The organism is Paraurantiacibacter namhicola (assembly GCF_001687545.1).
Classification (GTDB): domain Bacteria; phylum Pseudomonadota; class Alphaproteobacteria; order Sphingomonadales; family Sphingomonadaceae; genus Paraurantiacibacter; species Paraurantiacibacter namhicola.
This window is the reverse complement of sequence record NZ_CP016545.1, coordinates 1845868-1872379: the sequence shown is the minus strand read 5'-3', so window position 1 is coordinate 1872379 and position 26512 is coordinate 1845868. Positions and strand designations below refer to the sequence as shown.

Below are 26512 nucleotides of genomic sequence, written 5' to 3'. Positions count from 1 at the left end.
GGCGCGGGCCGAGGTTCCCTTATTTCTCCCGCAGGCGCGGCATCAGTTCCACGAAGTTGCAGGGCCGGTTGCGGCTATCGAGCTGCTCGGAAAGGATGCCATCCCACCCGTCCTTCACCGCGCCGTTGGAGCCGGGGAGGGCGAAGAGATAAGTCCCGTCTGCCACCACTGCACAGGCGCGGCTCTGCACCGTGCTGGTGCCGATCGTCTGCAGGCTGAGATAGCGGAAAACTTCGCCAAAACCGGGAATGTCCTTCCCGCCATGCGCATCGCGCACGCGGTCCAGCGCCTCGGGCGTGACGTCGCGCCCTGTCAGCCCGGTGCCGCCGGTGGAGATGACTGTGTCGATGTCGGGATCCGCAATCCATGCGTCCAGCTGCGCCGCGATCAACGCTGCGTCGTCCCTCAGCAGGGTGCGTGCGGCAAGGTTGTGGCCGGCACTGTCGATACGCGCGGCCAGTATGTCGCCGGAGGTATCTTCGTCCGGTCCGCGCGTGTCCGACACTGTCAGCAGCGCGATATTGACCGGGGTAAAGCGGCGCGTCTCGTCGATGGCCATCAGCGCTGCCCGCCCATCACGCGGCTGTCTGCGCCGCCTTGCGCGCCCGGAAAGTCTGGCCATGCATTCTCGGCCAGCGCCTTGCGACTGGAGGAGACGGCCTGTGCCTGCCGCTCATACATCCAGTAATTGCGCATCACGATGGCCACATAGCCGCGCGTTTCCCAATAGGGGATGCTCTCCATCCACAGCAGGGGATCGCCCTGGTCGTTGATCTCGCTGTTCCAGCGCGTGATCGGCGTCAGGCCCGCGTTGTAGGCCGCCATGATCTTGGGCAGCTGCCCGCGAATGGCGGAGTTATCGCGCAGCATCTCCAGGTTCCGCTGGCCGAATGCCAGGTTCACGCCGGGATCGAAGATATCGACGCTGCCGGTGCTCATGTTCAGGCTGGGCGCGTGCTGGCGCACGGTGATGGGCGTGATCTGCATCAGGCCCTGCGCCTGCGCCGGGCTGACCGCGCGGGCACGGAAGTTCGATTCCTGCAGGGTGTGGGCGTAGGCGAGTGCCGGATCGACCTGCCAGCCCGTCACCGGCTGCCACTTCGCGACCGGATAGAAGACCGCCGGATCCGCGTACTGACCGTCAGGCGCGTTATAGGCCATGTACAGCTGCGTCTGCGGGAAGCCCAGATCCCGCGCCAGGCGGGAGAGAGCAGGGTAATGCTGCGTGTTCCCGATGCGCGCTTCATGCAGCAGGACCTGGCTGGAAAGCTCGTCCTCGCCGATTTCGGCAAGGGCGATGGCGACCTGCACATTCGTGCGCCCGCCTACCTGCTCCCAGTCCCGCGCGTCGAAATGCGGCGATTCGACCCGGTCGGGCAGGGCGCGCCCCAGCTGTTCCGCGGCCAGCATGCCGTACAGGGTCTGGTCGTCGCCTGCCGCGCCGCGCAGGAATTCCGCAGCCATCTCCGGCTTGCGGCACCGCGTGGCGGAGCGGCTTGCCCAGTAATAGGCTGCCGCGCGCAGCTCGGGGTTCTCGGCCGAGTAGGCCGCGCGCTCGAAACCGCTCTGCGCCAAGGTGCAATCGCCAAGGCGCCATGCGGCCAGGCCTACGACCCATTCGCCTTCCGCCACCCACGGGCCGCTGCCTGCGCTGACGGTCTGCGCCATGGCCAGCGCGTCGGCGTCGCGGTTCTCGATGAAATAGGACCATGCGACCTTCTGCCGCCATTCCGCGCGGGCCTCTCCGCTCAAGGTGGAATCGACGCCGTCCAGCAGGATGCGCGCGCCGTCCGGATCGTCATTCTTGATCCGTTCATTGATGGCGTTGGAAACCGAACCCGGCATGGTGCCATCGCTGACACTGCGCGGACGGATGCGCTTCGGCGGGCCGGACCGTCGCGAGAAACTGCGCTGGTATGGCAGGTCGGGCATGAACTCCGCGCCGCGCGTCACGGAGAGCCGGGCAATACGTTCGGCCTGCGGCAGGTTCGTGCCGGTCGCCAGCCATGCCTGCAGTGCAGGCAGCTCGATGCGCGGGGATGTCGGGGCGAGGTAATATTCCGCCCATGCCACGGGATGAAGCAGGCCGGCAGGGCGGCTGCTCAGCATCGCCTCCACGCTGCCCCAGTCCTCCCGCCGGATCGCGCGGAAGACCTCTCGGTAAAACGCCTGCTCTGCGTCGGAGAGCTGGCGCGGCGCATCCTTGCCGGCCGTCTGCGCGAGGTAATAGCTGCGTGTGTCGCTCCCCTGCGCATTGGCGGCGGGGACGGCGGCGAGGGCGGAACATGCGGCAAGTGCTGCGGTAAGGGCGCGGATCACGCGGGGGTTTCTCCGGAAAAATCCAGCCATTTGCGCCAGAACCCTGCGCGGAAGGCGGGCCTCTGGTGAAGGGCGGCAAGGGTATAGGTCGTGAGGGTCGGTAATTCGGTGCCTTCCATCAGCGGCGCCAGGCCCCGTCCAAAGGCAATGATGCGCGCCGGTTTGGCGAGCGCGATGTGATGGCGAAGGACTGGTCCCAGGCCCGATGTGGCCAGGTCCGCATGCGGCGTGTGGCGGGGCATGGCGCTGGCGATGCAGGTCTTGCCGGCCTCCAGCCCCATGGCTGCCATGACCGAGCCGAGAAAGGCCCCTTCCGGGCCGGACAGCAGCGACTGCTTATCCGCAGCTTCCGGCATGGGGACGATGATCATCGTCTCCGCGCCCTGCGGTCCGTGTCCGGGGATTCGGGGATGCGTCCCGCCATTGTCCAGCGATGGCTCCTCCAGCCACCACTGGCGGAATGCTTCGAGGTCCTTGGGCCAGGCTGCCGGATCGCCGCCCAGCTGCAATTCGGGTGCAGGGGGGGCGGCCGCCTCAGCGGGCGGTGGACTGGCATTGCGCTGCTCTGCCTTCGGCCTTTCCTGGAGGGGCGAGGTCTCTGCGCCGAGCATCACCTGCGCCTCCTCCGCAAAGCCGTGATCCACGCCTGCTTCGCGCCACCAATCCATGGCGGCAGCAAGGTCCTGGCGGGAGAAGGAGGCGGTCTGTTGGTCCATCGGAGGTCTTGCGGGTCTTGACCTGCCACACGCCCTGCATCAAGTGCCTTCGGGCATGACGAACGCAAAACGGGATAAAATGGCGTGAGCGAACGGGAATCAATGCCGTGTGACGTGGTGATCGTGGGTGGCGGCGTGGCCGGCCTCGCGGCTGCGATCCGGCTGAAGCAGGTCGACGAGAACCTTGAAGTCGTAGTGCTGGAAAAGGGCTCCGAGATCGGGGCGCACATCCTTTCCGGCGCCGTGGTCGATCCAAAGGCCCTGGACGAGCTGCTTCCGGAATGGCGCAGCATGGACTGCCCGATGGCTGAAACGCCCGTTACCGACAACTGGCACTGGGCAATGTCGAAAAACGGCAAGACCAGCCTTCCGCACCTCGCCATGCCTCCGCTCATGAGCAACAAGGGTTGCTACACCGGTTCGCTCGGCAATCTGTGCCGCTGGATGGCGGAACAGGCCGAGGGGATGGGCGTGATGGTCTTCCCCGGCTTCCCCGCATCCGAAGTGATGTTCGATGAAAGCGGCGCCGTCGCCGGTGTCGTGACGCAGGACATGGGCATCGCAGCCGATGGCAGCCAGAAGTCGGATTACCAGCCCGGCATGGAAATCCAGGCCAAGTACACCTTCTTCGCAGAGGGGGCCCGCGGCAACCTCACCAAGAAGATGAAGGCGCAGTTCGACCTCGAGGCAGATTGCGAACCGCAGGTTTACGGTCTGGGCGTCAAGGAATTGTGGGACATCGATCCCGACAAGCATGAGCCTGGCCGCGTGATCCACACGCAGGGCTGGCCGCTTTCGGAAAGCGATACCTGGGGCGGGGGCTTCCTCTACCACCAGGCCAATGGCCAGGTGGCCTTGGGCTTCGTGACCGCGCTCGATTACAAGAACCCCTACGTTTCGCCCTTCCAGGAATTCCAGCGCTGGAAACAGCACCCGGCCATCCGCGAATATCTCGAGGGCGGGAAGCGCGTGGCTTACGGCGCGCGCGCGATCAACGAAGGCGGCTGGCAAAGCGTGCCCAAGCTCGCATTCCCGGGCGGCGCGCTGATCGGCTGCGCTGCGGGCTTCGTAAACGTGCCGCGCATCAAGGGCAGCCACACCGCAATGAAGAGCGGGATGCTGGCCGCAGAGGCCGCAGCTGCGGCTATCGCCGGTGGCCATGAGAAGACCGAGCTGGCCGATTACGATGCGAACCTGCGCGAAAGCTGGATCGCGACCGAACTCAAGAAGGTGCAGAACGCGCAGCCGCTCGTCGCCAAATATGGCGGCGATATCGGCACGATCCTGGCGGGCGCGGACATGTGGATGCGGACCATCAAGATCGGCCTGCCGATCAAGATGAAGCACCACCGCGATTACGAGGAATTGCAGCGCGCCGACCTGCACACGCCCATCGCCTATCCCAAGCCGGATGGCGAGATCAGCTTCGACCGGCTGACCAGCGTATCCTATTCTTATACCAATCACGCAGAAGACCAGCCCAACCACTTGAAAGTCAAGGATCTGGAGCTTCAGCGCAGCAGCGAGCTGGACGTCTTTGCCGGTCCTTCGACCCGTTATTGCCCGGCCGGTGTCTATGAATGGGTGACCGAGGGTGAGGCAGAGCCGAAGTTCGTGATCAACAGCCAGAACTGCGTCCACTGCAAGACCTGCGACATCAAGGATCCGAACCAGAACATCGAATGGACAACGCCCGAGGGCGGCGGTGGCCCGAACTATCCGAACATGTGATCCGTCCCCGAACGGGGGGACCTGATGCGAGAGACAGCTTACGCCAAGATCAACCTGGCGCTGCACGTGCGGCGCAGGCGGGCTGACGGCTATCACGAGCTGGAGACCGTGTTCGCTTTCGTGGATGGCGGGGATGTGCTGAGCGCCGGTCCTGCACAACGGGACGAAGTGACAATGCACGGCGAATTCGCTCCGCAAATCACTGATCCGTTTGGAAATCTTGTCTCGAAGGCGCTCACTGCTCTACCACGGGCGCAGGGGCTGCGGATCGAGCTGGAGAAGAGCCTGCCGGTCGCTGCAGGCCTCGGTGGCGGGTCGGCGGATGCGGGCGCTGTGTTCCGCATCGTGCGCGAACTACACGGCTTGCCGGACGACTGGCAGCAGCGCGCGGCCAAGCTGGGTGCGGACGTTCCCGCCTGTGTCGAGAGCGTCACCTGTATCGGGCGCGGCACGGGCACGGAGCTGGAACCTATCGAGAGCGACATGGCCGGCACGCCCGTGCTCCTCGTAAACCCGGGCATTCCCCTTTCCACAGGGCCCGTGTTCGCGGCCTGGGACGGCACGGATCGCGGGGCCCTGCCGGAAGGTCCGGTGTCCGCCGTCGCACAGCTTGGCAGGAACGACCTGGAGGCCCCGGCCATTGGTCTGGTACCCGAAATCGGCACGGTGCTGGCGGAGTTGCGCAAGACAGGGGCGGAGATCGCGCGCATGAGCGGGTCCGGCGCCACCTGTTTTGCGACGTATCGAAGTCATGACGTCATGCGCGAAGCCGCAGATTCCCTCGCTTCCAGCCAGCCCGGTTGGTGGCAGATGCAAGGACGATTGAGATGAGCGACGAACTCTTCCGCCAGGTGGGGGAGCCGCGGCCGGGCGGCATCGTGGCCGTGTGCGACCATGCCAGCAACGTCGTCCCCGCCGATATCGAACTTGGCGTCGATCGGGCGCTGCTCGATACGCACATCGCTTACGACATCGGGGCGGGCGGCGTTGTCGATCGTCTCGCGCGCCGGCATGACATCGCCGCACACATGGCCTGCCTCAGCCGGCTAGTGGTGGACCTCCACCGCGAAGAGGATGCGGCCGGCGTCATCCCCGGCAGCAGCGATGGCCATTTTATCGCAGGCAATATCGGTGCGGACCGCGAAGCACGCCTGAGCCGCTTCCACCGGCCGTACCATGATGCGCTGGGCAAATGGCTGGACGCTGCGCAGCCAGGGCTTATCCTTTCGATCCATAGCTTTACGCCGCGTCTTGAAAGCGATGCGGGAACTGACAGGCCGTGGGAAGTCGGGTTGCTGTATAACCAGGATGACAGCGCCGCGCGCCACGCCATGCGCATGTTCGGCGAGGAAGGCCTGACGGTCGGCGATAACGAGCCCTATTCCGGCAAGGAGCTGAACGCGACGATGAACCGCCATGCCGAGGCGCACGGGCGGCCATATCTCGCGATCGAGATCCGCAACGACCTCATCCGGACCGAGGCGGAGCAGGCGCGCTGGGCCAAGCTGATCACGGACGTGGCCGGGCGCACGCTGCTGGCACTCAAGAGCGCCTAATCCCGCGAAAAGCGCGCATGCGGTTGCAACATCCCGTCATCCCAGCGAAAGCTGGGATCTGTCGCGATCCAGCATGAGATCCCAGCTTTCGCTGGGATGACGAGGTGTCATGAGCAAATTCGACAAATCCAAGCTGCCCAGCCGCCACGTTTCGGTCGGGCCGGAGCGCGCGCCGCACCGGTCCTATTACTACGCGATGGGCCTCACCGAGGAGGAGATCGCGCGCCCCTTCGTGGCCGTGGCAAGCGCCGGCAATGACAGCGCGCCGTGCAACACCACCCTCGATGCGCAGGCAGACATTTGCCGCACGGGCGTGGAGCGGGGCGGGGGCATGCCGCGGCGCTTCAACACGATCACCGTCACCGATGGCATCGCCATGGGCCACCAGGGCATGAAGAGCTCACTGGCCAGCCGCGAGGTGATCGCAGACAGCGTGGAGCTGTCCGTGCGCGGCCATTGCTACGATGCGCTGGTCGGCTTTGCAGGCTGCGACAAGAGCCTGCCCGGCATGATGATGGCCATGCTGCGCCTCAACGTGCCCAGCATCTTCGTCTATGGCGGCTCCATCCTGCCCGGCACTTACCGCGGCGAGGATGTGACCGTCGTGGACGTCTTCGAGGCTGTCGGCCGCCATGCTGCCGGCAATTGCCCGCTGAAGGACCTGACCGCGCTGGAAAAGGTCGCCTGTCCCGGACACGGCGCATGCGGCGGGCAATTCACCGCCAACACCATGGCCTGCGTTGGTGAGGCTATCGGTTTGTCTTTGCCAAACAGCAACATGGCTCCTGCACCTTATAAATCACGCGAGGAAATCGCGGTCGCTGCCGGTGAGCAGGTCATGGCCCTGCTTGAGCGGAACCTGCGCCCGCGCGACATCTGCACGCGCGCGGCGTTCGAAAATGCCGCGCGGGTCGTGGCGGCAACAGGCGGATCCACCAATGCCGCGCTGCACTTGCCCGCCATGGCGAATGAGGCGGGCATCGCCTTCGACCTGTTCGACGTGGCGGAGATATTCAAGTCGACGCCTTACATCGCCGACCTCAAGCCGGGCGGGAAATACGTTGCGAAGGACATGCACGAGGCGGGCGGGGTCTACATGGCCATGCGCACGCTGCTCGATGGCGGCTTCCTCGATCCCGAACCGATGACGGTCACCGGCAAGACGCTCGGCGAGAACATCGAGGAGATCACCTGGAACCCGGACCAGAAGGTGTTTTATGACGTCAAGACGCCGCTTTCGCCTACGGGCGGCGTGGTCGGGCTGAAAGGCAGCCTCGCTCCCGATGGTGCGATCGTGAAGGTTGCCGGGATGCAGCGCCTGCAATTCTCCGGCCCCGCGAGGGTGTTCGATTGCGAGGAGGATGCCTTTGCCGCTGTCGAGGCGCGGAGCATAGCGGAAGGAAGCGTCATCGTGATCCGCTACGAGGGACCGAAGGGCGGCCCCGGCATGCGCGAGATGCTCTCCACCACCGCCGCGCTTTACGGACAGGGCCTGGGCGAGACCATGGCGCTGATCACCGATGGGCGCTTCTCCGGCGCCACGCGCGGCTTCTGCATCGGCCACGTCGGCCCGGAAGCCGCCGAGGGCGGACCTATCGCTCTGGTCGAGGACGGCGACATCATCGCGATCGATGCGGAGGCTGGCAGCATAGACTTGCAGGTCGACGCCGCGTTGCTGGACGATCGCCGTGCCGCATGGAAGCCGCGCACGAATGACTACGGTGCCGGTGCCTTGTGGCGCTTCGCCCAGAATGTCGGACCGGCCTGTAACGGCGCGGTAACGCATCCGGGCGCAAAGGCGGAAACCCATGTCTATGCCGATATCTAGTCCGCGCCTTTTGCTGCCGCTGATGGCGCTTGCCCTGTCCGCATGCACGGATGGGGAGGCCGCGCCGCCGCAAGGTTATGCGGAAGGCGATGTGATTGCGTGCAAGTCGGCCGATGATGCGGACTTCGCGCGCCAGTGCGGCGTCGAGCGGGCGGTTGTCGATGGTGCGCTCTTCCTGACAGTCCGCCATCCCGATGGCCACTTCCGCCGTTTCGAGGTCCAGACCGATGGCAGCGGCGTGACGACGGCCGATGGCTTCGAGCAGGCCGAGCAGGCACTTTCCGGCGATACGCTGGAAGTCACCGTCGGCGGCGATGCCTACCGCTTCCCGGCGACAGGCCTGTCCGGTAACGAGGTAGCGGGCGAATAGGCGTGCGCCCGCGCGATCGCGCATCCCACACCACCGCGCCTGCTTGCTGCGTGTAGAACTTGCGCGCAGCGTCGGTGCTGCCTACCGCGCCATGCTGTGAGCGAGACCGAAAAAATCCTGCGCGTTGCCGCCAAGGGCGACGGCGTGACTGCCAGCGGGCGGCACGTGGCTTTGGCCGCGCCCGGAGACATGGTGCGCGCCGACGGGAGTATTGAGCCAGGTTCGCACCATGCCGAGCCGGTATGCCGGCATTTCGGCAAGTGCGGGGGCTGCGAATTGCAGCATCTGGACGAGGCCTCGCTGGCGCAATTCGTGACGGACCGCGTGGCGCATGCAGCGAGCGGGCAGGGCGTGGAGCCTGCGCAGCTGCTTCCCGCGCATCTCTCTCCGCCGCGCTCTCGCCGCAGGGCCACGCTGCACGCGGCGCGGACAGGCGGCGCCGTGCAGATCGGCTTCAAGGAAAGGCGCGGGCACAAGATCGTGGACATGCGCGAATGCCACATCCTGCGCCCGGAGCTGTTTGCCCTGATTGCGCCCCTGCGCAAGCTGCTGTCGGCCAAGCGCGGCAAGTTCAGCAGCAATATCGCGCTGACGCTGGCCGACCAGGGGGTGGACTGCGCGCTGACCGGCTATTCGCCCGAGGGTCTGGAAGAGACCGAGGCGCTGACCGATTTCTGTCGGGATCACGGACTGGCGCGGCTCATGCTCGATTACGGCTATGGCCCGGAGGCTTTCTGGGAGCCTGAGCCGCTGACAGCTACCCTGTCCGGCGTGCCAGTCGCGCTGCCGCCTGCCGCTTTCCTTCAGGCAACCGTGGACGGCGAAGACGCGCTGACCTCGGCCGTTTCCGGATGGCTCGGGACAAGCGGGCAGGTTGTGGACCTGTTCTCCGGGCTCGGAACCTTTGCCTTTGCCCTGCCGGCAGGCACGCAGGTGCAGGCGGTGGAAGCGGCGCGCGATGCGGTGCAGGCGTGCCAGTCGGCTGCCCGCCGCGCAGGGCGCAGCTTAGAAGCCATCCACCGCGACCTGTTCCGCAATCCCATGCGTGCAGAGGAGCTTGCAGGTTTCGATGCCGCGATCCTCGATCCGCCGCGGGCCGGGGCGCGCGAACAGGTGGCGCAGCTTGCCACCAGCGCCGTGCCGAAGATTGCCTATGTCAGTTGCAACCCTGCCAGCTGGGCGCGCGATGCGGCGACGCTGCAACAGGCAGGCTATCGCTTGGCGGAGCTACGCCCGGTCGGGCAATTCCGCTGGTCCACCCACGTGGAACTCGCCAGCCTATTCGTCAGAGAGGGCTGAGAGGAGCTGCGCCAGCAGCCATTCGAGCGCTTCCGGCTCGACATACGCATGCGTCGCGCCCGTACATTTGCGGATCCGCGCGTCGCGGGCATCCCAGCTCGACAGGAAGGCGAGGCCGGTGCGGTCCCGCTCCGCCACCAGAAAACGTACGTCACCATCGAAACGCGCGAGGCCGGAGCGCATGTTCTCTGCCAGCGAGCTGGGCGCGGGGGCAGGGCTCAATGCGCCGAGCAGGCCCTTGAACAGCTTGGCGAAGGACACTTTCCCCGAGAGCAGCCGTAGCAATTCGCGCGGGTTCTTCAGTTTTTCGGCATAGCGGGCCCTGATTGCCTCGGACGGCATGGCATCCGCTGCCTCATCCTCGAACGTCCATGGGTTGGAGAGGACGAGGCCGTGCAAGCCTTCACCACCGGCGAGCATCAAGGCGCTGGCAGCGTCGCAATTGCCGAAGGCGGTGATGCGCTGCATGTCCGGGCACTCGACCATGAAGGCAGCGATGGCGGCGGCTATGTCCGCCTCGCTGCCGCGAAAACCCCGGTTATCGCCGGTGGAATCGCCAATACCGCGCCGGTCGTATCGGAAGACCGGGTGACCCGCCTCTGCAATTTGCTGCGCCAATGCCGACTGGCCGGCAAAGGCGCCGCTGCGGATTTCATTGCCTCCGCTGACGATCAAGAGGCCTTGCTGCGATGCTGCCTCGCCATCCGGCAAGTCAAGCGTGCCGACCAGCGTATCGGCTTCGCAGCCGAAGCGGATATGCTGGCGGGTCATGCGTCCAGGTCCGTGCAAATCAGCTCGACCAGTGCCTCTGCCTGCGCAGCGTCGTGGTCGGGCTCTGCCCGCAGCCACAGGCCGGGGCCACCGAGCTCTGCCGCAGCGACAGGCCTCAGTTCTGGCCGGTCCGGCAATTCGGCGTTCTCAAGCTGCGCAATCATGTCCGGGCCCAGCCTGTATCCCGCCAGCTCCAGGCCATCGGTTTTACCGCTCTCGAGCAAGCCATCCCGATCTTCTGGGACGCCGCGTTCCTTCGATGCCAGCACCCTTGCGCGCAGCAGGCCGCGCAACGCATTCTTGCCGGGCAGGGCAGCATATGCCCAGCCGGGCAGCTCCGGCGCGGCATTCGCGCCTGCTCGGATCGCGAGTACATGGGTGCAGCCCAGCTGCCATGCGGCCTCGCTCGCCGCAGCGCGCCAGCTCTCGAGCGATTGCGCCTCCAGCGGTGCTAGGCTCTCATTGGCGCCCGGAAGGTCCGGAAGGGAGGCTGGCACACCGCGTTCGCCGAGCAATCGGACGACTTCCGCGGTGAATTGGCGCATCTTGTTGTGCTCGTCGAACCACGCCGGGAGCACGAGAATGTGCGATGCGGAGACCTCGCTGCTGTTTTGCAGGCAAAATTCAGGCGGTCCGCCTGCCGGGTTCCAACTGGCGAGAGTGAGGCTCAGGCTGCGTCTTCCGAGGTGTGCGGCGCAGTGTCAGGCGCCGTGTCCGTAGTCTCAGTGTCAGGCGCATTTTCCGCAAGCTTGTCAGCACAGAAATCGAGCAGCGCGCCGTAGGTTTCCAGCATCTCGCCATCCACCTCGTCATCCTCGATGACGATATCGAGCCTGTCCTCGATTTCGGTCAGCAGTCCGGCGACGGCCATGGAGTCCAGCTCCGGCAGCTCACCGAAAAGGCCGGTGTCGGCATCGAAGGCTGCCACGCGCTGCGCATCAAGGCCGAGGACATCCTGCAGCACCTGCCGCAGGACGAGGTCCGTTTCGCTCCCGATCGCGTCGCGGATCACGATTTCGCTACCCAAGCCGTTATCCCCTTCGTGCGGCGTGTCTGCGCCCGCCCTAGCGGCGGTGTTTGCGGGTGACAAGATTTCGCGCGGAATTCCGGGCGATGGCAGGCCAATTGCGCGGATCCGAACGTTTCCATGCCGTCAGCGCAAAGCGTGTTCGCGCGCCGTCCATCCAGTCGCGCTTGTATGGATCATCGCCTGTGCCGAAATCGGCGAGCTGGACGCCGTCGCGGTCGATGACGTGCTCCATCAGCGCAGCGGTCAGCGAACTGCCCGGGCTGATCGCCTTGGCGCTCTCGCGGTGGGCAAGCTTATGAATATAGGCAACGCCGCCTTCCACGCTCCAGAACTGGGCGGCAACCGGTGCGCCCTCAGCATAGGCACAGGCCAGGCGGATTAGGTCGCCCTGCTCATGTGCGAAGCGGCGCAGGAAGTCCGGATCGCCCTCTTCAGGCTTCCAGCTCTCGGCGTAGATATCCTCGTAGCTTTCCCAGATAGCTTCATCAAAACGCTCGGAAATCCGGATTTCGACTTTCTTGGCCTTGCGTTTCAGCGTGGTGCGCAGGCGACCCGGCAGTGATGCGTGGTATTCCGCGTATGACCGCCCCGCCACGGCAAGCGTGCGATTGGTGTCGCACGGCTCCAGGCGCACGGCGAAACCGGCAGACATGGCCGCATCCCGCAGCAGGATGGCATCCTCCTCTGCAAGCATATCGAGGTCGAGACGCGAGGCCTGCTTGGCGATTGCAGCGGCCAGTTCCGTGACAGGGGGGTGCTCGCCTCGCCGCAGGATGTCCCAGGTGAAAGCGTACCAGTTACGCGCCGGTTTCAGGCTACGGCCATGGCGTTCCAGCACCATGGCGGCGGCGGCGCCATCGGGGCGTTCCGCAATAGCGACCAACGGCTTGAGACCGAAATCTTCCAGCTGGGCGAACCATTCGACGCAGCCGAAAGGGCCTGCGCGCTCGAAGTCGCTCGCTTGCAATGCCTTAACACTCGCGTGATAGCGGATTTCGACCAAGACAGCTTTCCCAACGGATCATTCCATGACGCCGACACCAGAGCCAGATCCGCGTGCCAAGCCGCTCGACCATCTGGCCGAGCGTGGCCGCGATGCAGATCCCGCGCTCGTGCTGCGCAGCGGAACGCTTAGCTACAAGGACTTAAGAACCCGTGTTGGCGCATTGGCGGCATGGCTGCGACGCGAGCTGCCGCAGCCCGGCGCGCGGGTTGCCAGCTGGGCAGCGAAGGGCGAGCTGACCTGCCTGCTACCGCTCGCTGCAGCCCGAGCCGGACTGGTGCACGTGCCGATCAATCCGTTGCTGAAGCGCGCGCAGGTCGCCCATATCCTTGCCGACAGCGGTGCGCTGTTGGTCCTGGGAACGAAGGCGCGGCTCGCCACACTGGAGGCGGAGGACCTGCCTGACGGATGCCGCAGCATGGACGAAGGCCAAGTGGCAAACGCATGGGATGCCGAAGCCGCGACACTTCCGCCGTCCGCGTGGGATCCGCACGATCTGGCCGCCATCCTTTACACCAGCGGATCGACCGGGCGGCCCAAGGGCGTGATGCTAAGCCATGCCAACCTCTGGCTGGGGGCCGTATCCGTGGCGCATTATCTCGGCATGCAGGCCGACGATGTGACGCTTGCCGTGCTGCCCCTCAGCTTCGACTACGGGCAGAACCAGCTTCTGAATGCGTGGTATGCCGGCGGATGCGCCGTTCCGCTCGATTACCTGACCCCGCGCGACGTCATAAAGGCTTGCAGCCGCCACATGGTCACCACGCTTGCAGCCGTTCCCCCTCTGTGGGTGCAGCTGACGGAGCAGGAATGGCCGCAGGAGGCCACGGCCCCGTTACGCCGCCTTACCAACAGCGGGGGCGCCCTTACGCCTGACCTGGTAGGCGACCTTCGCGGTATCTTTTCGCAAGCTCACCTCTTTGCCATGTACGGCCTGACCGAGGCATTTCGCTCCACATTCCTCGATCCCTCGCTGATCGATGCCAACCCCACCAGCATGGGCAGGGCCATCCCGTTTGCGGAAATCATGGTCGTTACCGATGACGGGCGCGTGGCGGATGCTGATGAAGAGGGCGAGCTGGTCCATTGCGGGCCGCTGGTTGCACAAGGTTACTGGCAGGATGCGGAGCGCACTGCAGAGCGTTTCAAGCCTGCGCCCGAAGGCTCGCATTTCGGCGGCATGGCCGTCTGGTCGGGCGACAGGGTGCGCCGCGATGCCGGTGGCTTGCTGTATTTCGTGGGCCGGCGGGATTCCATGATCAAGACCAGCGGCAACCGTGTCAGCCCTTCGGAACTGGAAGAGGCTGTGCTGGCCACCGATCTGGCCGCAGAGGCTGTAGCAATCGGTGTTCCGGACGAACGGCTCGGCCATGCCATCAGGCTGATACTGCGCGGCGATCCTTCCGATGAGGTGGCTCTGCGCGCCGCGCTGAAGGCTCAGCTGCCCAACTTCATGCAGCCGCGCGACATCGAATGGCGCGAGGTTATGCCGCTGAACCCCAACGGCAAGATCGACCGGGCCGCACTGGCGCGCGAGGTGGCGGCGTGAAGGCGCTCGGCCCGATCCCCGAAGGCTTCGAGGCGCTCGACGGCGAGCTCGCCATAGGTGGCCGCACGGCAAGCGCGCTGGCGGCGGAAGCCGGGCGCACGCCGCTATTCGTTTACTCGGCCGATCGGCTGAAGGCGCGGGTGGCTTCGCTGCGCAGCGCCATGCCGGACCGCCTGCGTATCCATTATGCCATGAAGGCGAACCCTTTTGCGCCCGTACTCGCGGTGATGCGCGAGCTGGTGGACGGCTTCGACATCGCCAGCGGCGGAGAGCTTGTGCTTGCGCAAGCCGCGGGCTTCCCGACTGAAAGGACCAGTTTCGCAGGCCCCGGCAAGCGGGACGAGGAACTGGAAGCGGCCATTCTTGCGGGCGTCACGCTCAATTGCGAAAGCGAGGGCGAAGGCAGGCGCGCACTGGCCATCGCGGACCGGATCGGCACCGCTCCGCGCATTGCCATCCGCGTGAACCCGGATTTCGAGCTTCGCGGCAGCGGCATGAAGATGGGCGGCGGGGCAAAGCCCTTCGGCGTGGATGCGGACCGCGTGCCGGGCCTGGCGCGAGAGCTTGTCTCCGGCGGGGCCATATGGCGCGGCCTGCATATCTACACTGGCAGCCAGGCGCTCGATGCCGATGCCATCATCGACGCACAGGCCAATGTGCTGGACTGCGCAGCGCGATTGTCGGAGCAGATCGGGGAGCCGCTCGTCCATCTCAACATGGGTGGCGGTTTTGGTATCCCCTATTTCGACAAGGATGAGCCGCTGGATATCGCGCGCGTCGGCGCGGCTCTTGAGGAACGCTTCGCAAGTCTGCCCGCAATCCTGGCCGATACCGAATTCGCCATCGAACTCGGACGCTACCTCGTGGGCGAAGCGGGCGTATACCTGACCCGTATCGTGGACCGGAAGGTCAGCCACGATACGACATACCTGATCACCGATGGCGGCCTCCATCACCAGCTGGCGGCCTCGGGCAATTTCGGCACGGTCGTGCGGCGCAATTACCCCGTCGCCATCGCCACGCGCTTCGATGCGCAGCCTGACGAGGTGGTAAATGTGGTCGGCTGCCTGTGCACGCCGCTGGACCGGCTGGCGGACAAGGCCCTGCTGCCAGCGGCAGACGTGGGCGATTTGGTGGCAGTGTTCTGTGCCGGAGCTTACGGCGCCACGGCGAGCCCGGCAGCGTTCCTTGGCCAAGGGCCGGCTGTGGAAATGCTGGTTTAACGCCAGCCTCCCGATTGTCCCTTAACGGGACGGTGCTGCACAAACACCGCAGAAGCCCGTCAAAGCTAACGGGATATTCACCCTTTTCACCCAGAACCCTCCTCGGATCCAGGCACGGGCATTGCCCCGGCCGACAACTCGAGGACGTTTCCGATGCGAAACACAAAGACCAAACGCTACCTTGCTGCGCCTCTCGTGGCGGCCATCACGTTGACCGGCTGCGGCACGGGCGGCGGACAGGAACTGGCGCCTGCCAGCTTCGTCAGCATGCAGGAAGGCCCGGGCGAAGAATATGTCATCGGCCCGCTCGACGAGCTGACGATCCACGTATGGCGCAATGACGAGTTGGGGGCGAAGGTACAGGTGCGGCCCGACGGGCGCATCACCACGCCGCTGGTCCCGGACATGCCCGCCGTGGGCAAGACGCCGACCATGCTGGCCGAGGATATCCGCCTTCAGCTGAGCCAGTACATCTCCGAGCCCATTGTGACGGTCATCGTCAACAAGTTCGCCGGCACGTTCAGCCAGCAGGTGCGCGTCGTGGGCGCGACCGAAAAGCCCGCCTCCATCCCGTACCGCGCCAATATGACGCTGCTGGACGCGATGATCGCGGTGGGCGGCCTGTCCGAATTCGCCAGTGGCAACAAGGCGAAGCTGATCCGCTTCGACAAGTCGACCGGGCGCCAGAAAACCTACGCCATCCGTCTGGGCGACTTGCTGCGCAAGGGCGACAGCCAGGCCAACGTCATGCTGAAGCCGGGCGATGTGATCATCATCCCGGAAAGCATGTTCTGAGGGGGCCCGGGCGTTGAAGGAGATCCTTGAAGAAGCACGGGCGGCCCTGTGGACCGTCTGGAATCGCAAGTGGCTGGCGCTGGCCGTCGCGTGGGGCATCTGCCTTGCGGGCTGGCTGGTGGTCGCCCTGATTCCCAATTCCTACGAGTCCGAAGCGCGTATCTTCGTGCAGCTGGATGACGTGCTGGCCGAACAGATCGGCCTTGGCGCGGGCAGCCGCGAGAAGGACCTTGAGCGCGTCCGCCAGACGCTGACCAGCGCCGTGAACCTTGAAAAGGTCGTGCGATCCACCCGCCTGGGCGACACGATCACGACGCCCGCCGAAATGGAAAAGGCAGTCGAAGACCTCGGCGAGGACATCCTGATTACTGCCGAGGGTGAGAACCTCTTCATCATCAAGGCCAAGAGCGGCCAGGGCGACCTGTCCGACGCCGAGAATGCGCAGCTTGCGCAGGACATTGCGCTCAAGATGATCGACATCTTCCGCGAGGAGAACCTTGGCGGCGCGCGCGGTGAAATGCGCAGCTCCATCGATTTCCTCGACCAGCAGCTGGCCGAGCGCCAGAAGCAGCTGGAAGAGGCCGAACAACGCCGCCTGGCCTTCGAATCCGAACATCCCGAACTGATTGGCGGCGCGAGTGCCATCTCCAGCCGTCTTTCCAACACGCGCGCCGAATTGCGCAGTGCAGAAGCGGACCTCGCCGCTGCCACGTCCTCGCTGGCTGCCATCGAAGGGCAGATCGCCAGCACGCCGCGTGCATTGCAGGGGCAGGGCGGCACCAGCGCTGCGCTGCAGCAGGCGGAAGCCAATGTGGCAGGCCTGCGCGCTCGTGGCCTGACGGACAGCCATCCTGATATGATCGCTGCCGAGCGGCAGGTCGCGAACCTGCGCCAGCAGCAATCGTCCAATGGCAATGCGGGCATGGTGCCAAACCCTGCCTATTCCGCGTTGATGTCCATCCGGGCAGAGCGCCTTGCCAGCGTGCAGTCCCTGCGCAGCCGCGTTGCGGCCCTGCGTGCGGAAATCGCTCAGGTTAGCGCCGACCAGGCCATGGAACCGGGCGTCGCCGCCGAGGCCCAGCGCATCAGCCGCGATTACGAGGTGCTGCGCGAGCAGTATGACAAGTTGCTGCAGGACCGCGAGGAACTGCGCCTGCGTGGCCAGGTGGAAACCGAACGCAGCGCCATCAAGTTCGAAGTGGTCGATCCGCCCAGCACGCCGCGCGTGCCGGCTGCGCCCAACCGTCCGCTCCTGCTTTTCGGTGTCCTGTTCGTCGGCCTTGCTGCCGGAGCGGGCACGGCCTGGGCGCTTGGCAAGGTGAACTCCACCTTCGCCACCGCCAACAAGCTGGAAGACACATTCGACCTGCCGGTAATCGGCACGATTTCGAACAATCTCACGGATGCGGCGAAGAAGCTGCGGGCCAAGCGGACCAAGCAGTTCGCAGGCGGCGCGGCGGCACTTGTTGCCATGTTCGTGGTGCTGGTTGGCCTGGAATTCGTCCAGCGCGGCATGATTGCCTGAGGGGGCCCAGGATGACCGAACACAGCAAGATTCCGCTGCCGGAAGATGAAGACGGCAAGGCCAAGCCTGCAACGCTGCTGGAACGCGCGGAGGCGATGTTCGGCCTTGGCGATTTCGCGCCCGCGCCGATGCCTGAAAAGCTGGCCAAGGCCCCCGCAAAGCGTGGTGCCAGGAAGAAGCCTGCCGCCAAGCCTGCGCCGGAAGCCATCGAACCAGCCGTGGAAGCGCCAAAGCCTGCAGTACAGCCCGCTCCCGAGCCAGCCCCGGTTGCTGAGCCCGCTCCCGCTCCCGAACCGGTGGCCAAGCCCGCCGAGCTGGAAAAGGCGCCCGAGCCGGTGCTCGAGCCAGTCACATTCTCCGCCAAGCGCCACAAGATCGACCGCGCGCACCTGCGCAAGAACGGCCTGATCCTGCCGGAAGGCCCAGTCACCGCGCTGCTGGAAGAATTCCGCATCGTGAAGCGCCAGGTCCTGCTCGCCTCCAAGGAGGCCCGCAAAGCCGGCCGTGCCGGCGCACAGCGCGTGCTGGTGTGCAGCCCGCTGCCGAATGAAGGCAAGACGTTCACCTCGGCCAACCTCGCCCTGGCGATGGCGGCGGAAAAGGACAGCGAAGTCATCCTGGTGGATGCCGATTTCGCCAAGCCCTCCATCGTCTCGACTTTCGGCCTGAAGGAAGGGCCGGGCCTGATGGACGTCCTGTCCGACAAATCGCTGCGCGTGGAAGACTGCGTGCAGGGGACGGACGTCCCCGGCCTTTTCATCCTCCCGGCCGGCAACCGCACCAATTCGGACAGCGAATTCCTGTCCAGCGACCGGACGGCAGAAGTGCTGGACCGCCTGACGCAGGGTGCGCCGCGCCGCATCGTCATTTTCGACAGCCCGCCCGCACTGGCTGCCAGCCCGGCAGCGGAACTGGCGAAGTATGTCGCGCAGGCGCTGGTCGTCGTGCGCGCGGACGAGACGGGCCAGAGCTCGCTTGAAGACGCAATCGCGCTGCTTGGCAGCGACGTGTCGGGCGGTCCCGACATCAAACTGGTCCTCAATGCCGCCAATTTCAGCCCCAGCGGCCGGCGGTTCGGATCCTATTACGGGTACGGGGAGTAACCGGCCATGAAACTGAACTTCACGCTTCGCATTGCGCTGCTGTCCGCCGCGCTCGGTATTCCGGGCACGGCGTTCGCGCAGGCGCAGCCCCTGCCGGAGCTGGACGCGGAGGAGAGCGGCGAAGCCGTTACCGAAACGCGCCGCACGTCCGGCGGGCAGCAAGTCACCATCACGCCCTATATCGAGGCCAGCCAGGTGCTGACGGCCCAGCTTGAGCCAACCAGCGATGTCGTCACTTACACCAGCGTCGCTGCCGGTGTGGATGCCAATATCCAGGGCCGCAATTCCGCCGCATCTGCCTCCATCCGCTACGAACGCCGCTTTGGCTGGGACGGGCTGGATGACAGCGACATCGTGACCGGTATTGCCCGCGCAGGGATCGCCATCGTGCCGCGCACGCTGACACTGGAAGCAGGCGGTCTCGCCTCGCGCACCAGCGTGGAAGGCAATGGCGGGTCTTTCCAAGGCAATTTCGCTGGTTCGGACGACCGGACCAGCCAGGTCTATTCCGCCTATATCGGCCCCTCGCTTACCACGATGGTCGGTGACCTCAACGTGGCTGCCAGCTACCGCTTCGGCTACACGCGGCTGGAAGCGCCGGACGCTGTCGTCTTCACGCCGGGCGTAACCGAGCCGGTCGATATCTTCGATGAAAGCACGCAGCATACGGCCAGCGCGCGCATCGGCTTTGCCCCGAACACCGTCCTGCCAATCGGCGTGGGCGTAGGCGGCGGCTTCAACCAGCAGGATACATCCAATCTGGACCAGCGCATTCGCGACGTCTGGGCCCGCGGTGACGTGACCATTCCGGTCAGCCGCACGCTCGCCCTGGTCGGCGGTGTGGGGTACGAGGACGTGGAAGTCTCCTACCGGGACGCTCAGCGCGATCCGGTGACGAATGACCCGATCATCGGCCCCGATGGCCGCTACGTGGTCGACAGCGCCAGCCCGCGCATCATCGCATATGAGGCTGACGGGCTGATCTGGGATGCCGGTGTGATGTGGCGCCCCAGCAGCCGCACGTCCTTCCAGGCGCGTGTGGGACGCCGTTATGGCTCCACCACCTATTACGGCTCGCTCAGCTATGCTGCCAGCCAGCGCAGCAACCTCAGCATCGGCGTCTATGACGGCCTGACCAGCTTCGGCGGCGGGCTGAATGACACGCTGGCGCAGCTGCCCGACAATTTCCAGGCATTCCGCAACCCGATCACCGGCAATATCGGTGGCTGTGTGGCGAGCCTGGAAGGCAGCAATTGCATCGCCGGTGCGCTCGGCTCCGTCCGCAGCGCCGCCTATCGCAATCGCGGTGTTGCCATCAGCTACGGCATGGATTTCGGTCGCACGCAGGCCGGGATTGGCGCTGGTTACGATCGTCGCAAGTTCATCGCGGCGCCAGGCACCGTCCTGGCTGCCGCCGATGGCGTGATCGACGAGAATTACTGGGTTGGCCTGTATGCCAGCCACGCGCTTGACCGTCGCAGCGGCATCAATGCCAATGCCTATGTCAATTGGTTCGATACCGGATTCGATAGTGACGCAGACGGCATGGGGTATTCCGCCAGCATGTCCTACTTCCGCAACATCACGGGCGGCCTGACCGGCACCGCCGCAGTGGGACTGGACGGGATCACGCAGGAAAGCGTGCCCGACGTGGTCTCCGCCTCGGCCCTGCTTGGCCTTCGTTATTCCTTCTGATCTGCCCTGGAGTTAAACCATGTTCGACAATTTCTATGGCCTGACGGGCAAGCCTTTCCAGCTGACGCCGGACCCCGCGTTCTATTTCCGCAGTGTCACGCATCGCAAGGCGCTGAGCTACCTCGGCTATGGCCTGGCGCAGGGTGAGGGCTTCATCGTCATCACCGGCGAGGTGGGCAGCGGTAAATCGACGCTGGTCGCGCACATGATGGGTACGGTCGATCCCAACCGGCTGACCGTGGGCCAGATCGTCACCAGCAAGCTCGACGAGGAAGAGATCATCCACGTCGTGGCGCAGAGCTTCGGCCTGGATATCGAAGGCCATGACAAGGCCAGCGCGCTGGGCGCCATCGAAGCCTTCCTGCACGAGGAGGCACGCGAAGGCCGCCGCTGCCTGCTGGTGGTGGATGAAAGCCAGAACCTTGCTGTCGATGCGCTGGAAGAGCTGCGTATGCTCTCCAACTTCCAGCTGGGCAACCACCCGCTGCTGCAGACGCTGCTGCTGGGCCAGCCGGAATTCCGCCAGACCCTGCAGGAGCACGAAGGGCTGGAGCAGCTGCGCCAGCGCGTCATCGCGGCGCACCACCTGGAAGCGATGGAGAAGGGCGAGATCGAGCCTTACATCATCCACCGCCTCGAGAAGGTTGGTTGGGATGGCAATCCCGCTTTCGACCAGCGCGTGTTTGCCGAAATGTACGAGGCGAGCGGCGGTATTCCGCGGCGCGTCAACCAGATCGCCAACCGCCTGCTGCTGCTTGGCGCGGTGGAGGAGCGCAAGCGCATCGATTCCGCCATGCTGAAGGCCGTGCTGGAAGAGATGGGCACGGAGAAGGCTTTCCCCGAGGCGGCTCCGGCCCCGATGGCCAAGCCCGAACCGGTCATGCAGGCCCCCGCGCCGCTCAACCACGAACCGCGCATCGACCGCAAGCAGCTGGACGAGGCGCTGGCAGAGCGTGACGCCCAGATCGCCGAGCTTCAGCAGGCCATCGTGGAAATGGCCAACCAGCAGGACGAGGCAACGAGCGATGCGATGAACACCGAAATCGCCGCGCTGCAGGAGAAGCTGGCCGAGGTGGAAGCGCGCATGTTCGAGCAGGAGCGCACCATCCGCCACACGCTGACCATGCTGATCGACTGGGTCGAAGGCGAAATGGACAGCGGCCGCGCGGCTGCCTGAAGGCTCTGAGGGGACGGGAGTAGCGCATGAACGCGGTGACATTCGACACGCGCCCGAACCGGGGCGATGACGGCCGGAGGGACATCCCTGCGGCCGCCATCGTCAATGGGCTATCGGTCGATGTCGAGGACTGGTTCCAGGTCGGCGCGTTCGAGCAGGTCATCGAAAAGGACGATTGGGGCGGGCTTACCGACCGGGTCGACCGCAACACGCGGCAGGTGCTGGACCTGTTCGACGCCGCCGATGTGAAGGCCACGTTCTTCACGCTGGGCTGGGTGGCACAGCGCCATGGCGGCCTGATGCGCGAAATCGTCGCTCGCGGGCACGAACTGGCCAGCCATGGCTGGGACCATGGCCGCGTGTTCCGCATGACGCGCGAGGAATTCGCCGGCGATATCGAAAGGGCCCGCAAGGTGCTGGAAGACAGCGCCGGGACGAAGATCAGCGGATACCGCGCGCCCAGCTTCTCCATCGATAAGCGGACGCCCTGGGCTTACCAGGTGCTGGCGGAGCAGGGCTATGCCTATTCCAGCAGTGTCGCGCCTGTCGCGCACGATCATTACGGGTGGGCCGAGGCACCACGTTTCGCCTTTCGTCCGCTACCCTGGTCGGAATTGGTCGAGATCCCGGTCACGACCGCGATGTTCGGCGGCAAGCGTCTGGCAGCAGGCGGCGGCGGCTTCTTCCGCGTCCTGCCCTATGCCTTCAGCCGCTGGGCCATCCGCCAGGTCAACCGTTCGGACGAGCGGCCCGCCGTTTTCTATTTCCACCCGTGGGAAATCGATCCGGGCCAGCCGCGGGTCGCCGGCGCACCGCTGAAATCGCGCCTGCGCCACTACACCAATCTCGATCGCATGGCCGACAAGCTGGAGCAGCTTGTGGGTGAATTTGCCTGGGGCCGCATGGATGTGCTGGCCCACCGGGAGGCTGCGCGCGTCGCTGCCGAAGAAGCGCAGATCGGCGCCGAAACCGAATGAACGCGCCATTCCCCCTGACCGCGCCTTGTGTGCGCGAGGCCGACTTGCGCCAGCCGGACGAGGCCGCCCGGATCGAGGCATTCGTTGCGCGCGAAAACGGCAATCTGTTCCAACGTCCCGCATGGCTGCTCGGCGTCGAGGAGGGCACCGGCCAGCGCGCCACGGGCCTGCTGGCGGAAAAGGGCGGCGAGATTACGGGCTGGCTGCCGTTGACCGAGATACACTCGCCGCTGTTTGGCCGGGCGCTTGCGTCCAGCGGCTTTGGCGTGGGCGGGGGCGCGCTGTCGTCCTCACAGCGCATTGCGCACGATCTGTGCCGCGCGGCCGAGGAGCTGGCAATCCGCCGCTCCTGCTCCGGTGTCGAGCTTCGGGGCGGCGATGCTCCGTCGGACTGGGACGTGACGACGGACAGCCACTGCAATTTCGAAATGCCGCTCGCCGATGACGATGAAGCCCAGCTTCTCGCCATTCCGCGCAAGCAGCGCGCCGAGGTCCGCAAGGGACTGAAGACCGAGCTGGAGGTGCGCGTAGGCACCAGCGAGGCCGACCGAGCCGCGCATTATGCGATTTACGCCGAAAGCGTCCGCAATCTGGGCACGCCGGTTTTCCCGCGCGCGCTGTTCGACGCGATGCTGGCGCGGCTGGATGGGGACATCCTGACGGTCCTGCACGGCGGCGAGCCCGTCGCGAGTGTGCTGAGTTTCTACCACGATGGCGCAGTCATGCCCTATTGGGGCGGCGGCACCTTTGCCGCGCGGGGCCTGCGCGCCAACGACCGGATGTATTACGAGCTGATGCTGCATGCCCGGCGGCGCGGATGCGAGCGGTTCGATTTCGGACGCTCCAAGACCGGAAGCGGCGCTTACAGCTTCAAGAAGAACTGGGGCTTCGAGCCCGAGCCGCTGTCCTATGCCAGCTGGACTGCGCCCGGTGCTGCCAGGCGCGATGTCGATCCCAACAGCCAGCAGCATGCGGGCCGTATCGCGCTCTGGCGCAAGCTCCCGCTGCCCGTAGCGAACCGATTTGGCCCCTGGATCGCGCGGGGGCTCGGCTGATGGGCGGCGAAATCCTCTTCCTGGCGCACCGCATGCCTTTTCCGCCCGACCGCGGGGACAAGATTCGGTCGTTCCATGTGCTGAAGGCGCTGACCCGCCTCGCGCCCGTCCATGTCGGCACATTTGCCGAAAGTGCGGACGAGATGGGATATGCGGCGGACCTCGCGCGCTTCACAGCATCGCAGAAGGTCATCCGCCGGCAGAAGCCGCTGGTCGCGGCGGGCATCGAAGCGCTGATCCACCTCGAGCCGGTAAGCGTGGCCGCCTTCCGGCACGCCGAACTGTCGGCCTGGGTGGAAGGCATGCTGGCCAAAGGCGACATCGACACGATCTACGTGTTCTCCGGCCAGATGGGGCAGTACATCCCGGCCAGCTTCAAGGGCCGCGTCATCGTGGACCTGGTCGACGTCGACAGTGCCAAGTTCGAGGCATACGGCAAGGAAAAGAGCGGCCCCGTCTCATGGATCGAAGGGCGCGAAGGACGCCTGCTGGCGCGCGAAGAAGAGCGCCTGGCACACCGTGCGGATATGACGTTGCTTGTCAGCAAGCAGGAAGCGAAACTGCTGCGCGATCGCATGAAAAAGCCTGACGGCGCCACTGTAGAGGCTATGCCGAACGGGATCGATTCCAACGCCTATAGCGCAGAACGCATCGCGCGCGAGGCGGCCATGCGAACGGGGCGCGGACCGCATCTGATCTTCACGGGTCAGATGGACTACGCCCCCAATGTGGCCGCGGTTAAGCGCGTCGCAAACAGGATCCTGCCGCTCATCCGTGAGGAGTTTCCGGACGCGCAGTTCCATGTCGTGGGCCGAGCGCCCACGGCGGAACTTCGTGCGCTGGATGGCAAGGGCGGCATGCGCGTGTGGGGCGGTGTTCCGGAAGTGAAACCCTATCTCGCAGGCGCAAACCTCGCACTGGTGCCGCTGGAGATTGCCCGCGGCGTGCAGAACAAGGTGCTGGAAGCCATGGCCATGGAACTTCCGGTTGTCCTGACCAGTGGTGCGGCCACCGGGATCGATGCGGAAGACGGCGTCGAATTCGCAGTGGCCGATGATGACACACAGCTGGCCGAGCGTGCCATCGACCTTTTGAAAGACCGGGTTGCGGCCCGAACGATGGGCGAAGCCGCGCGCCGTTTCGTGGTCGACACCATGTCCTGGGAAGCCTCGCTGTCGCGCCTTCCCGCAATGCTGGGGCGCGAGCGCAATGCGCGCCGTGCCAGCCGCCATGCGGCGTGACTTTGCCCTGAAACTTCCCGTCGCCGCTTCGGTCGACGCCATCCCGCAGGCCTGGCGCGTGCCCTTGCTCCGGCTCTGCCTCGCGTGGACGGGGCTATTTGCCTTCACGCTGGGGGACTGGGCGGACATGGCCGCGCAGTGGTGGGACATCAGCACGTACAATCACATCCTGCTGGTCCCGCCGATCATCGCCTGGCTCGTCTACCTGCGCGCAGGCGAGATGGCGCAGCTGGTGCCAATGGCATGGTGGCCGGGCCTCGTGGGCGTGGCTGGCGCGCTGTTCGTCTGGCTACTTGGCACGGTTTCTGGCCTGAATTTCGCCAGCCAGCTTGGGTCCGTCCTTGTCTTGCAGGCGGCGGCGCTGACCTTGCTGGGTCCGAAGGTGTCCTGGGCGCTCTTCTTTCCGCTTTGCTACATGCTGTTTCTCGTCCCATTCGGTGACGAGCTGGTCCCGGCGTTGCAGATGGTGACGGCCGCCATCGTGATCTGGCTGACCGAAGCATCCGGCATCCCGGCGGTCATCGAGGGCGTCTTCATTGATACACCGGTGGGCCTGTTCGAGGTGGCAGAGGCGTGTTCGGGCGTGAAATTCCTGATCGCCATGATCGCCCTTGGCGCGCTGGTGGCGCATGTCTGCTTCACATCGTGGAAGCGCCGTGCGCTCTTCATGGCGATGGCAGCGATCATCCCCATCCTCGCCAATGGTATCCGGGCATGGGGCACGATCTACATCGCACAGTCCCAGGGGCTGGAGTTCGCCGAGGGTTTCGATCACATCTTTTATGGCTGGGTCTTCTTCGCAATCGTGCTGGTCATCCTGCTTGGCGCCGGGTGGCGGTTTTTCGAGCGGTGGCCGGACGATCCCTACGTGCGCCCGCAGGAAGTCTCAGCGTCGCGGCCGCTTACCAAGGCCGAGGCTCTTGCCATCCCCGGCAAGGCAGCACTGATGGGCATCGCGCTGATGGCGCTTGGCGTGCTGGCGTGGTCGCAGGCAGCATCGACCCGTTCTGCGCCTATGCCGCAGCAGATCGCGCTGCCGCAAGTCGAGGGATGGGACATCGTGCCGTACGAGCCGCCTGTCTGGTGGGAGCCCCGCGCGGCTGGCAACGACCATCGCCTGCTGGGCCGTTACCGCAATGCAGACGGCGAGCAAGTCGATGTGTTCTACGCGCTCTATGCCTCGCAGGGTGAGGGGCGCGAGGCTGGCGGCTTCAACGAGGGCGCTCTGCCGCCAGCCACGCCCTGGCGTTGGTCCCACCCTGGGCCGTCCATCGATGGCGGTGCGGGCGCGTGGCTGCAGGCTTACACCGACAATCGCCGCTACGCCGTGACCTGGTATCGCAGCGGTGATCTGATCACGGGCAGCAATGCGCGCCTCAAGCTCGCCAACATGCTCGACAAGCTGGCTTTGCGGTCCGAACCCACCATGCTGCTGATCCTGTCCGCGCAAACCACAGACGCGACCGATCCCGAAGCCGCCATCGCCCGCTTCCGCGCCGACAGCGGCCCGCTGGCAGCGTGGATGGACGGCATCGCGCAAAGCGACTAG

General features: G+C 65.5%; 23 protein-coding genes and 1 pseudogene. 17 read left to right on the top strand and 7 right to left on the bottom strand.

Annotated elements, in window-relative coordinates; all coding sequences use genetic code 11:
- Positions 1-19: 19 nt before the first annotated feature.
- The 3 genes from moaB to A6F65_RS09135 are packed head-to-tail and all read right to left on the bottom strand — an operon-like array spanning position 20 to position 3035.
- Positions 20-559: a molybdenum cofactor biosynthesis protein B gene (gene moaB, locus A6F65_RS09145; RefSeq protein WP_067788028.1), complete on the bottom strand. Its 540-nt coding sequence runs from the start codon at positions 557-559 to the stop codon at positions 20-22.
- Positions 559-2319: a lytic transglycosylase domain-containing protein gene (locus A6F65_RS09140; RefSeq protein ID WP_067788025.1), complete on the bottom strand. Its 1761-nt coding sequence runs from the start codon at positions 2317-2319 to the stop codon at positions 559-561. The genes moaB and A6F65_RS09140 overlap by 1 nt, the downstream gene beginning before the upstream one ends.
- On the bottom strand, positions 2316-3035 hold the full coding sequence (locus A6F65_RS09135; RefSeq protein ID WP_067788024.1) for a uracil-DNA glycosylase family protein: 720 nt from the start codon (positions 3033-3035) through the stop codon (positions 2316-2318). Before A6F65_RS09135 ends, A6F65_RS09140 begins: the two co-directional genes overlap by 4 nt.
- 84 nt (positions 3036-3119) lie before the next feature.
- Here A6F65_RS09135 and A6F65_RS09130 point away from each other — a divergent pair, with 84 nt between their 5' ends.
- From A6F65_RS09130 to A6F65_RS09105, 6 genes are all read left to right on the top strand, one after another.
- Positions 3120-4766, top strand: coding sequence for an electron transfer flavoprotein-ubiquinone oxidoreductase (locus A6F65_RS09130; RefSeq protein WP_067788022.1), 1647 nt, complete (start codon positions 3120-3122; stop codon positions 4764-4766).
- Between the two features lie 24 nt (positions 4767-4790).
- Positions 4791-5597 (top strand): 4-(cytidine 5'-diphospho)-2-C-methyl-D-erythritol kinase, encoded by an 807-nt coding sequence (locus tag A6F65_RS09125; RefSeq protein WP_067788020.1) that lies wholly within the window; start codon positions 4791-4793, stop codon positions 5595-5597.
- Positions 5594-6322, top strand: coding sequence for an N-formylglutamate amidohydrolase (locus A6F65_RS09120; protein ID WP_067788018.1), 729 nt, complete (start codon positions 5594-5596; stop codon positions 6320-6322). Before A6F65_RS09125 ends, A6F65_RS09120 begins: the two co-directional genes overlap by 4 nt.
- Positions 6323-6431: 109 nt before the next feature.
- On the top strand, positions 6432-8150 hold the full coding sequence (ilvD, locus tag A6F65_RS09115; protein ID WP_067788016.1) for a dihydroxy-acid dehydratase: 1719 nt from the start codon (positions 6432-6434) through the stop codon (positions 8148-8150).
- The gene (locus A6F65_RS09110) at positions 8131-8520 is read left to right on the top strand and encodes a hypothetical protein (protein ID WP_067788013.1); all 390 of its coding nucleotides are present in this window, start codon (positions 8131-8133) and stop codon (positions 8518-8520) included. The genes ilvD and A6F65_RS09110 overlap by 20 nt, the downstream gene beginning before the upstream one ends.
- 96 nt (positions 8521-8616) lie before the next feature.
- Positions 8617-9819 carry a class I SAM-dependent RNA methyltransferase gene (locus A6F65_RS09105; RefSeq protein WP_067788011.1) on the top strand — a complete coding sequence of 401 codons (1203 nt, stop codon included), beginning with the start codon at positions 8617-8619 and terminating at the stop codon, positions 9817-9819.
- On the opposite strand, the gene A6F65_RS09100 is transcribed toward A6F65_RS09105, so the two are convergent.
- The 4 genes and pseudogenes from A6F65_RS09100 to A6F65_RS09085 form a co-directional block, all read right to left on the bottom strand.
- Positions 9799-10590 (bottom strand): hydrolase 1, exosortase A system-associated, encoded by a 792-nt coding sequence (locus A6F65_RS09100; protein WP_067788008.1) that lies wholly within the window; start codon positions 10588-10590, stop codon positions 9799-9801. The genes A6F65_RS09105 and A6F65_RS09100 overlap by 21 nt on opposite strands.
- The gene (locus A6F65_RS09095) at positions 10587-11135 is read right to left on the bottom strand and encodes a hypothetical protein (protein ID WP_237164800.1); all 549 of its coding nucleotides are present in this window, start codon (positions 11133-11135) and stop codon (positions 10587-10589) included. Before A6F65_RS09095 ends, A6F65_RS09100 begins: the two co-directional genes overlap by 4 nt.
- A gap of 197 nt (positions 11136-11332) precedes the next feature.
- Positions 11333-11587 (bottom strand): annotated as a pseudogene (locus A6F65_RS09090) (acyl carrier protein); the annotation flags it as partial.
- A gap of 67 nt (positions 11588-11654) precedes the next feature.
- Positions 11655-12623: a GNAT family N-acetyltransferase gene (locus A6F65_RS09085; RefSeq protein WP_067788004.1), complete on the bottom strand. Its 969-nt coding sequence runs from the start codon at positions 12621-12623 to the stop codon at positions 11655-11657.
- Positions 12624-12648: 25 nt separating this feature from the next.
- On the opposite strand from A6F65_RS09085, the gene A6F65_RS09080 reads away from it, so the two are divergent.
- The 11 genes from A6F65_RS09080 to xrtA all read left to right on the top strand — a co-directional run bounded on the left by A6F65_RS09080 (position 12649) and on the right by xrtA (position 26512).
- Complete coding sequence (locus A6F65_RS09080) at positions 12649-14172, top strand: acyl-CoA ligase (AMP-forming), exosortase A system-associated (RefSeq protein ID WP_067788002.1); 1524 nt, start codon at positions 12649-12651, stop codon at positions 14170-14172.
- Positions 14169-15395, top strand: coding sequence for a pyridoxal-dependent decarboxylase, exosortase A system-associated (locus A6F65_RS09075; RefSeq protein WP_067788000.1), 1227 nt, complete (start codon positions 14169-14171; stop codon positions 15393-15395). Before A6F65_RS09080 ends, A6F65_RS09075 begins: the two co-directional genes overlap by 4 nt.
- Before the next feature lie 153 nt (positions 15396-15548).
- Positions 15549-16190 carry an XrtA/PEP-CTERM system exopolysaccharide export protein gene (locus tag A6F65_RS09070; protein WP_067787998.1) on the top strand — a complete coding sequence of 214 codons (642 nt, stop codon included), beginning with the start codon at positions 15549-15551 and terminating at the stop codon, positions 16188-16190.
- Positions 16191-16203: 13 nt separating this feature from the next.
- Entirely contained in the window at positions 16204-17715 is a 1512-nt protein-coding gene (locus tag A6F65_RS09065) for an XrtA system polysaccharide chain length determinant (protein WP_067787996.1), read from the top strand.
- An 11-nt stretch (positions 17716-17726) separates the two neighbouring features.
- Positions 17727-18818: a P-loop NTPase family protein gene (locus A6F65_RS09060; protein ID WP_067787994.1), complete on the top strand. Its 1092-nt coding sequence runs from the start codon at positions 17727-17729 to the stop codon at positions 18816-18818.
- A 6-nt stretch (positions 18819-18824) separates the two neighbouring features.
- Positions 18825-20513, top strand: coding sequence for a hypothetical protein (locus A6F65_RS09055; protein ID WP_067787992.1), 1689 nt, complete (start codon positions 18825-18827; stop codon positions 20511-20513).
- A gap of 19 nt (positions 20514-20532) precedes the next feature.
- Complete coding sequence (locus A6F65_RS09050; protein ID WP_067787990.1) at positions 20533-21690, top strand: XrtA/PEP-CTERM system-associated ATPase; 1158 nt, start codon at positions 20533-20535, stop codon at positions 21688-21690.
- Positions 21691-21716: 26 nt separating this feature from the next.
- Positions 21717-22667 (top strand): XrtA system polysaccharide deacetylase, encoded by a 951-nt coding sequence (locus A6F65_RS09045; protein WP_205631871.1) that lies wholly within the window; start codon positions 21717-21719, stop codon positions 22665-22667.
- Positions 22664-23722, top strand: coding sequence for a FemAB family XrtA/PEP-CTERM system-associated protein (locus A6F65_RS09040; protein ID WP_067787987.1), 1059 nt, complete (start codon positions 22664-22666; stop codon positions 23720-23722). The genes A6F65_RS09045 and A6F65_RS09040 overlap by 4 nt, the downstream gene beginning before the upstream one ends.
- Entirely contained in the window at positions 23722-24963 is a 1242-nt protein-coding gene (locus A6F65_RS09035; protein WP_067787985.1) for a TIGR03087 family PEP-CTERM/XrtA system glycosyltransferase, read from the top strand. The genes A6F65_RS09040 and A6F65_RS09035 overlap by 1 nt, the downstream gene beginning before the upstream one ends.
- Positions 24932-26512: an exosortase A gene (xrtA, locus tag A6F65_RS09030; protein ID WP_237164799.1), complete on the top strand. Its 1581-nt coding sequence runs from the start codon at positions 24932-24934 to the stop codon at positions 26510-26512. The genes A6F65_RS09035 and xrtA overlap by 32 nt, the downstream gene beginning before the upstream one ends.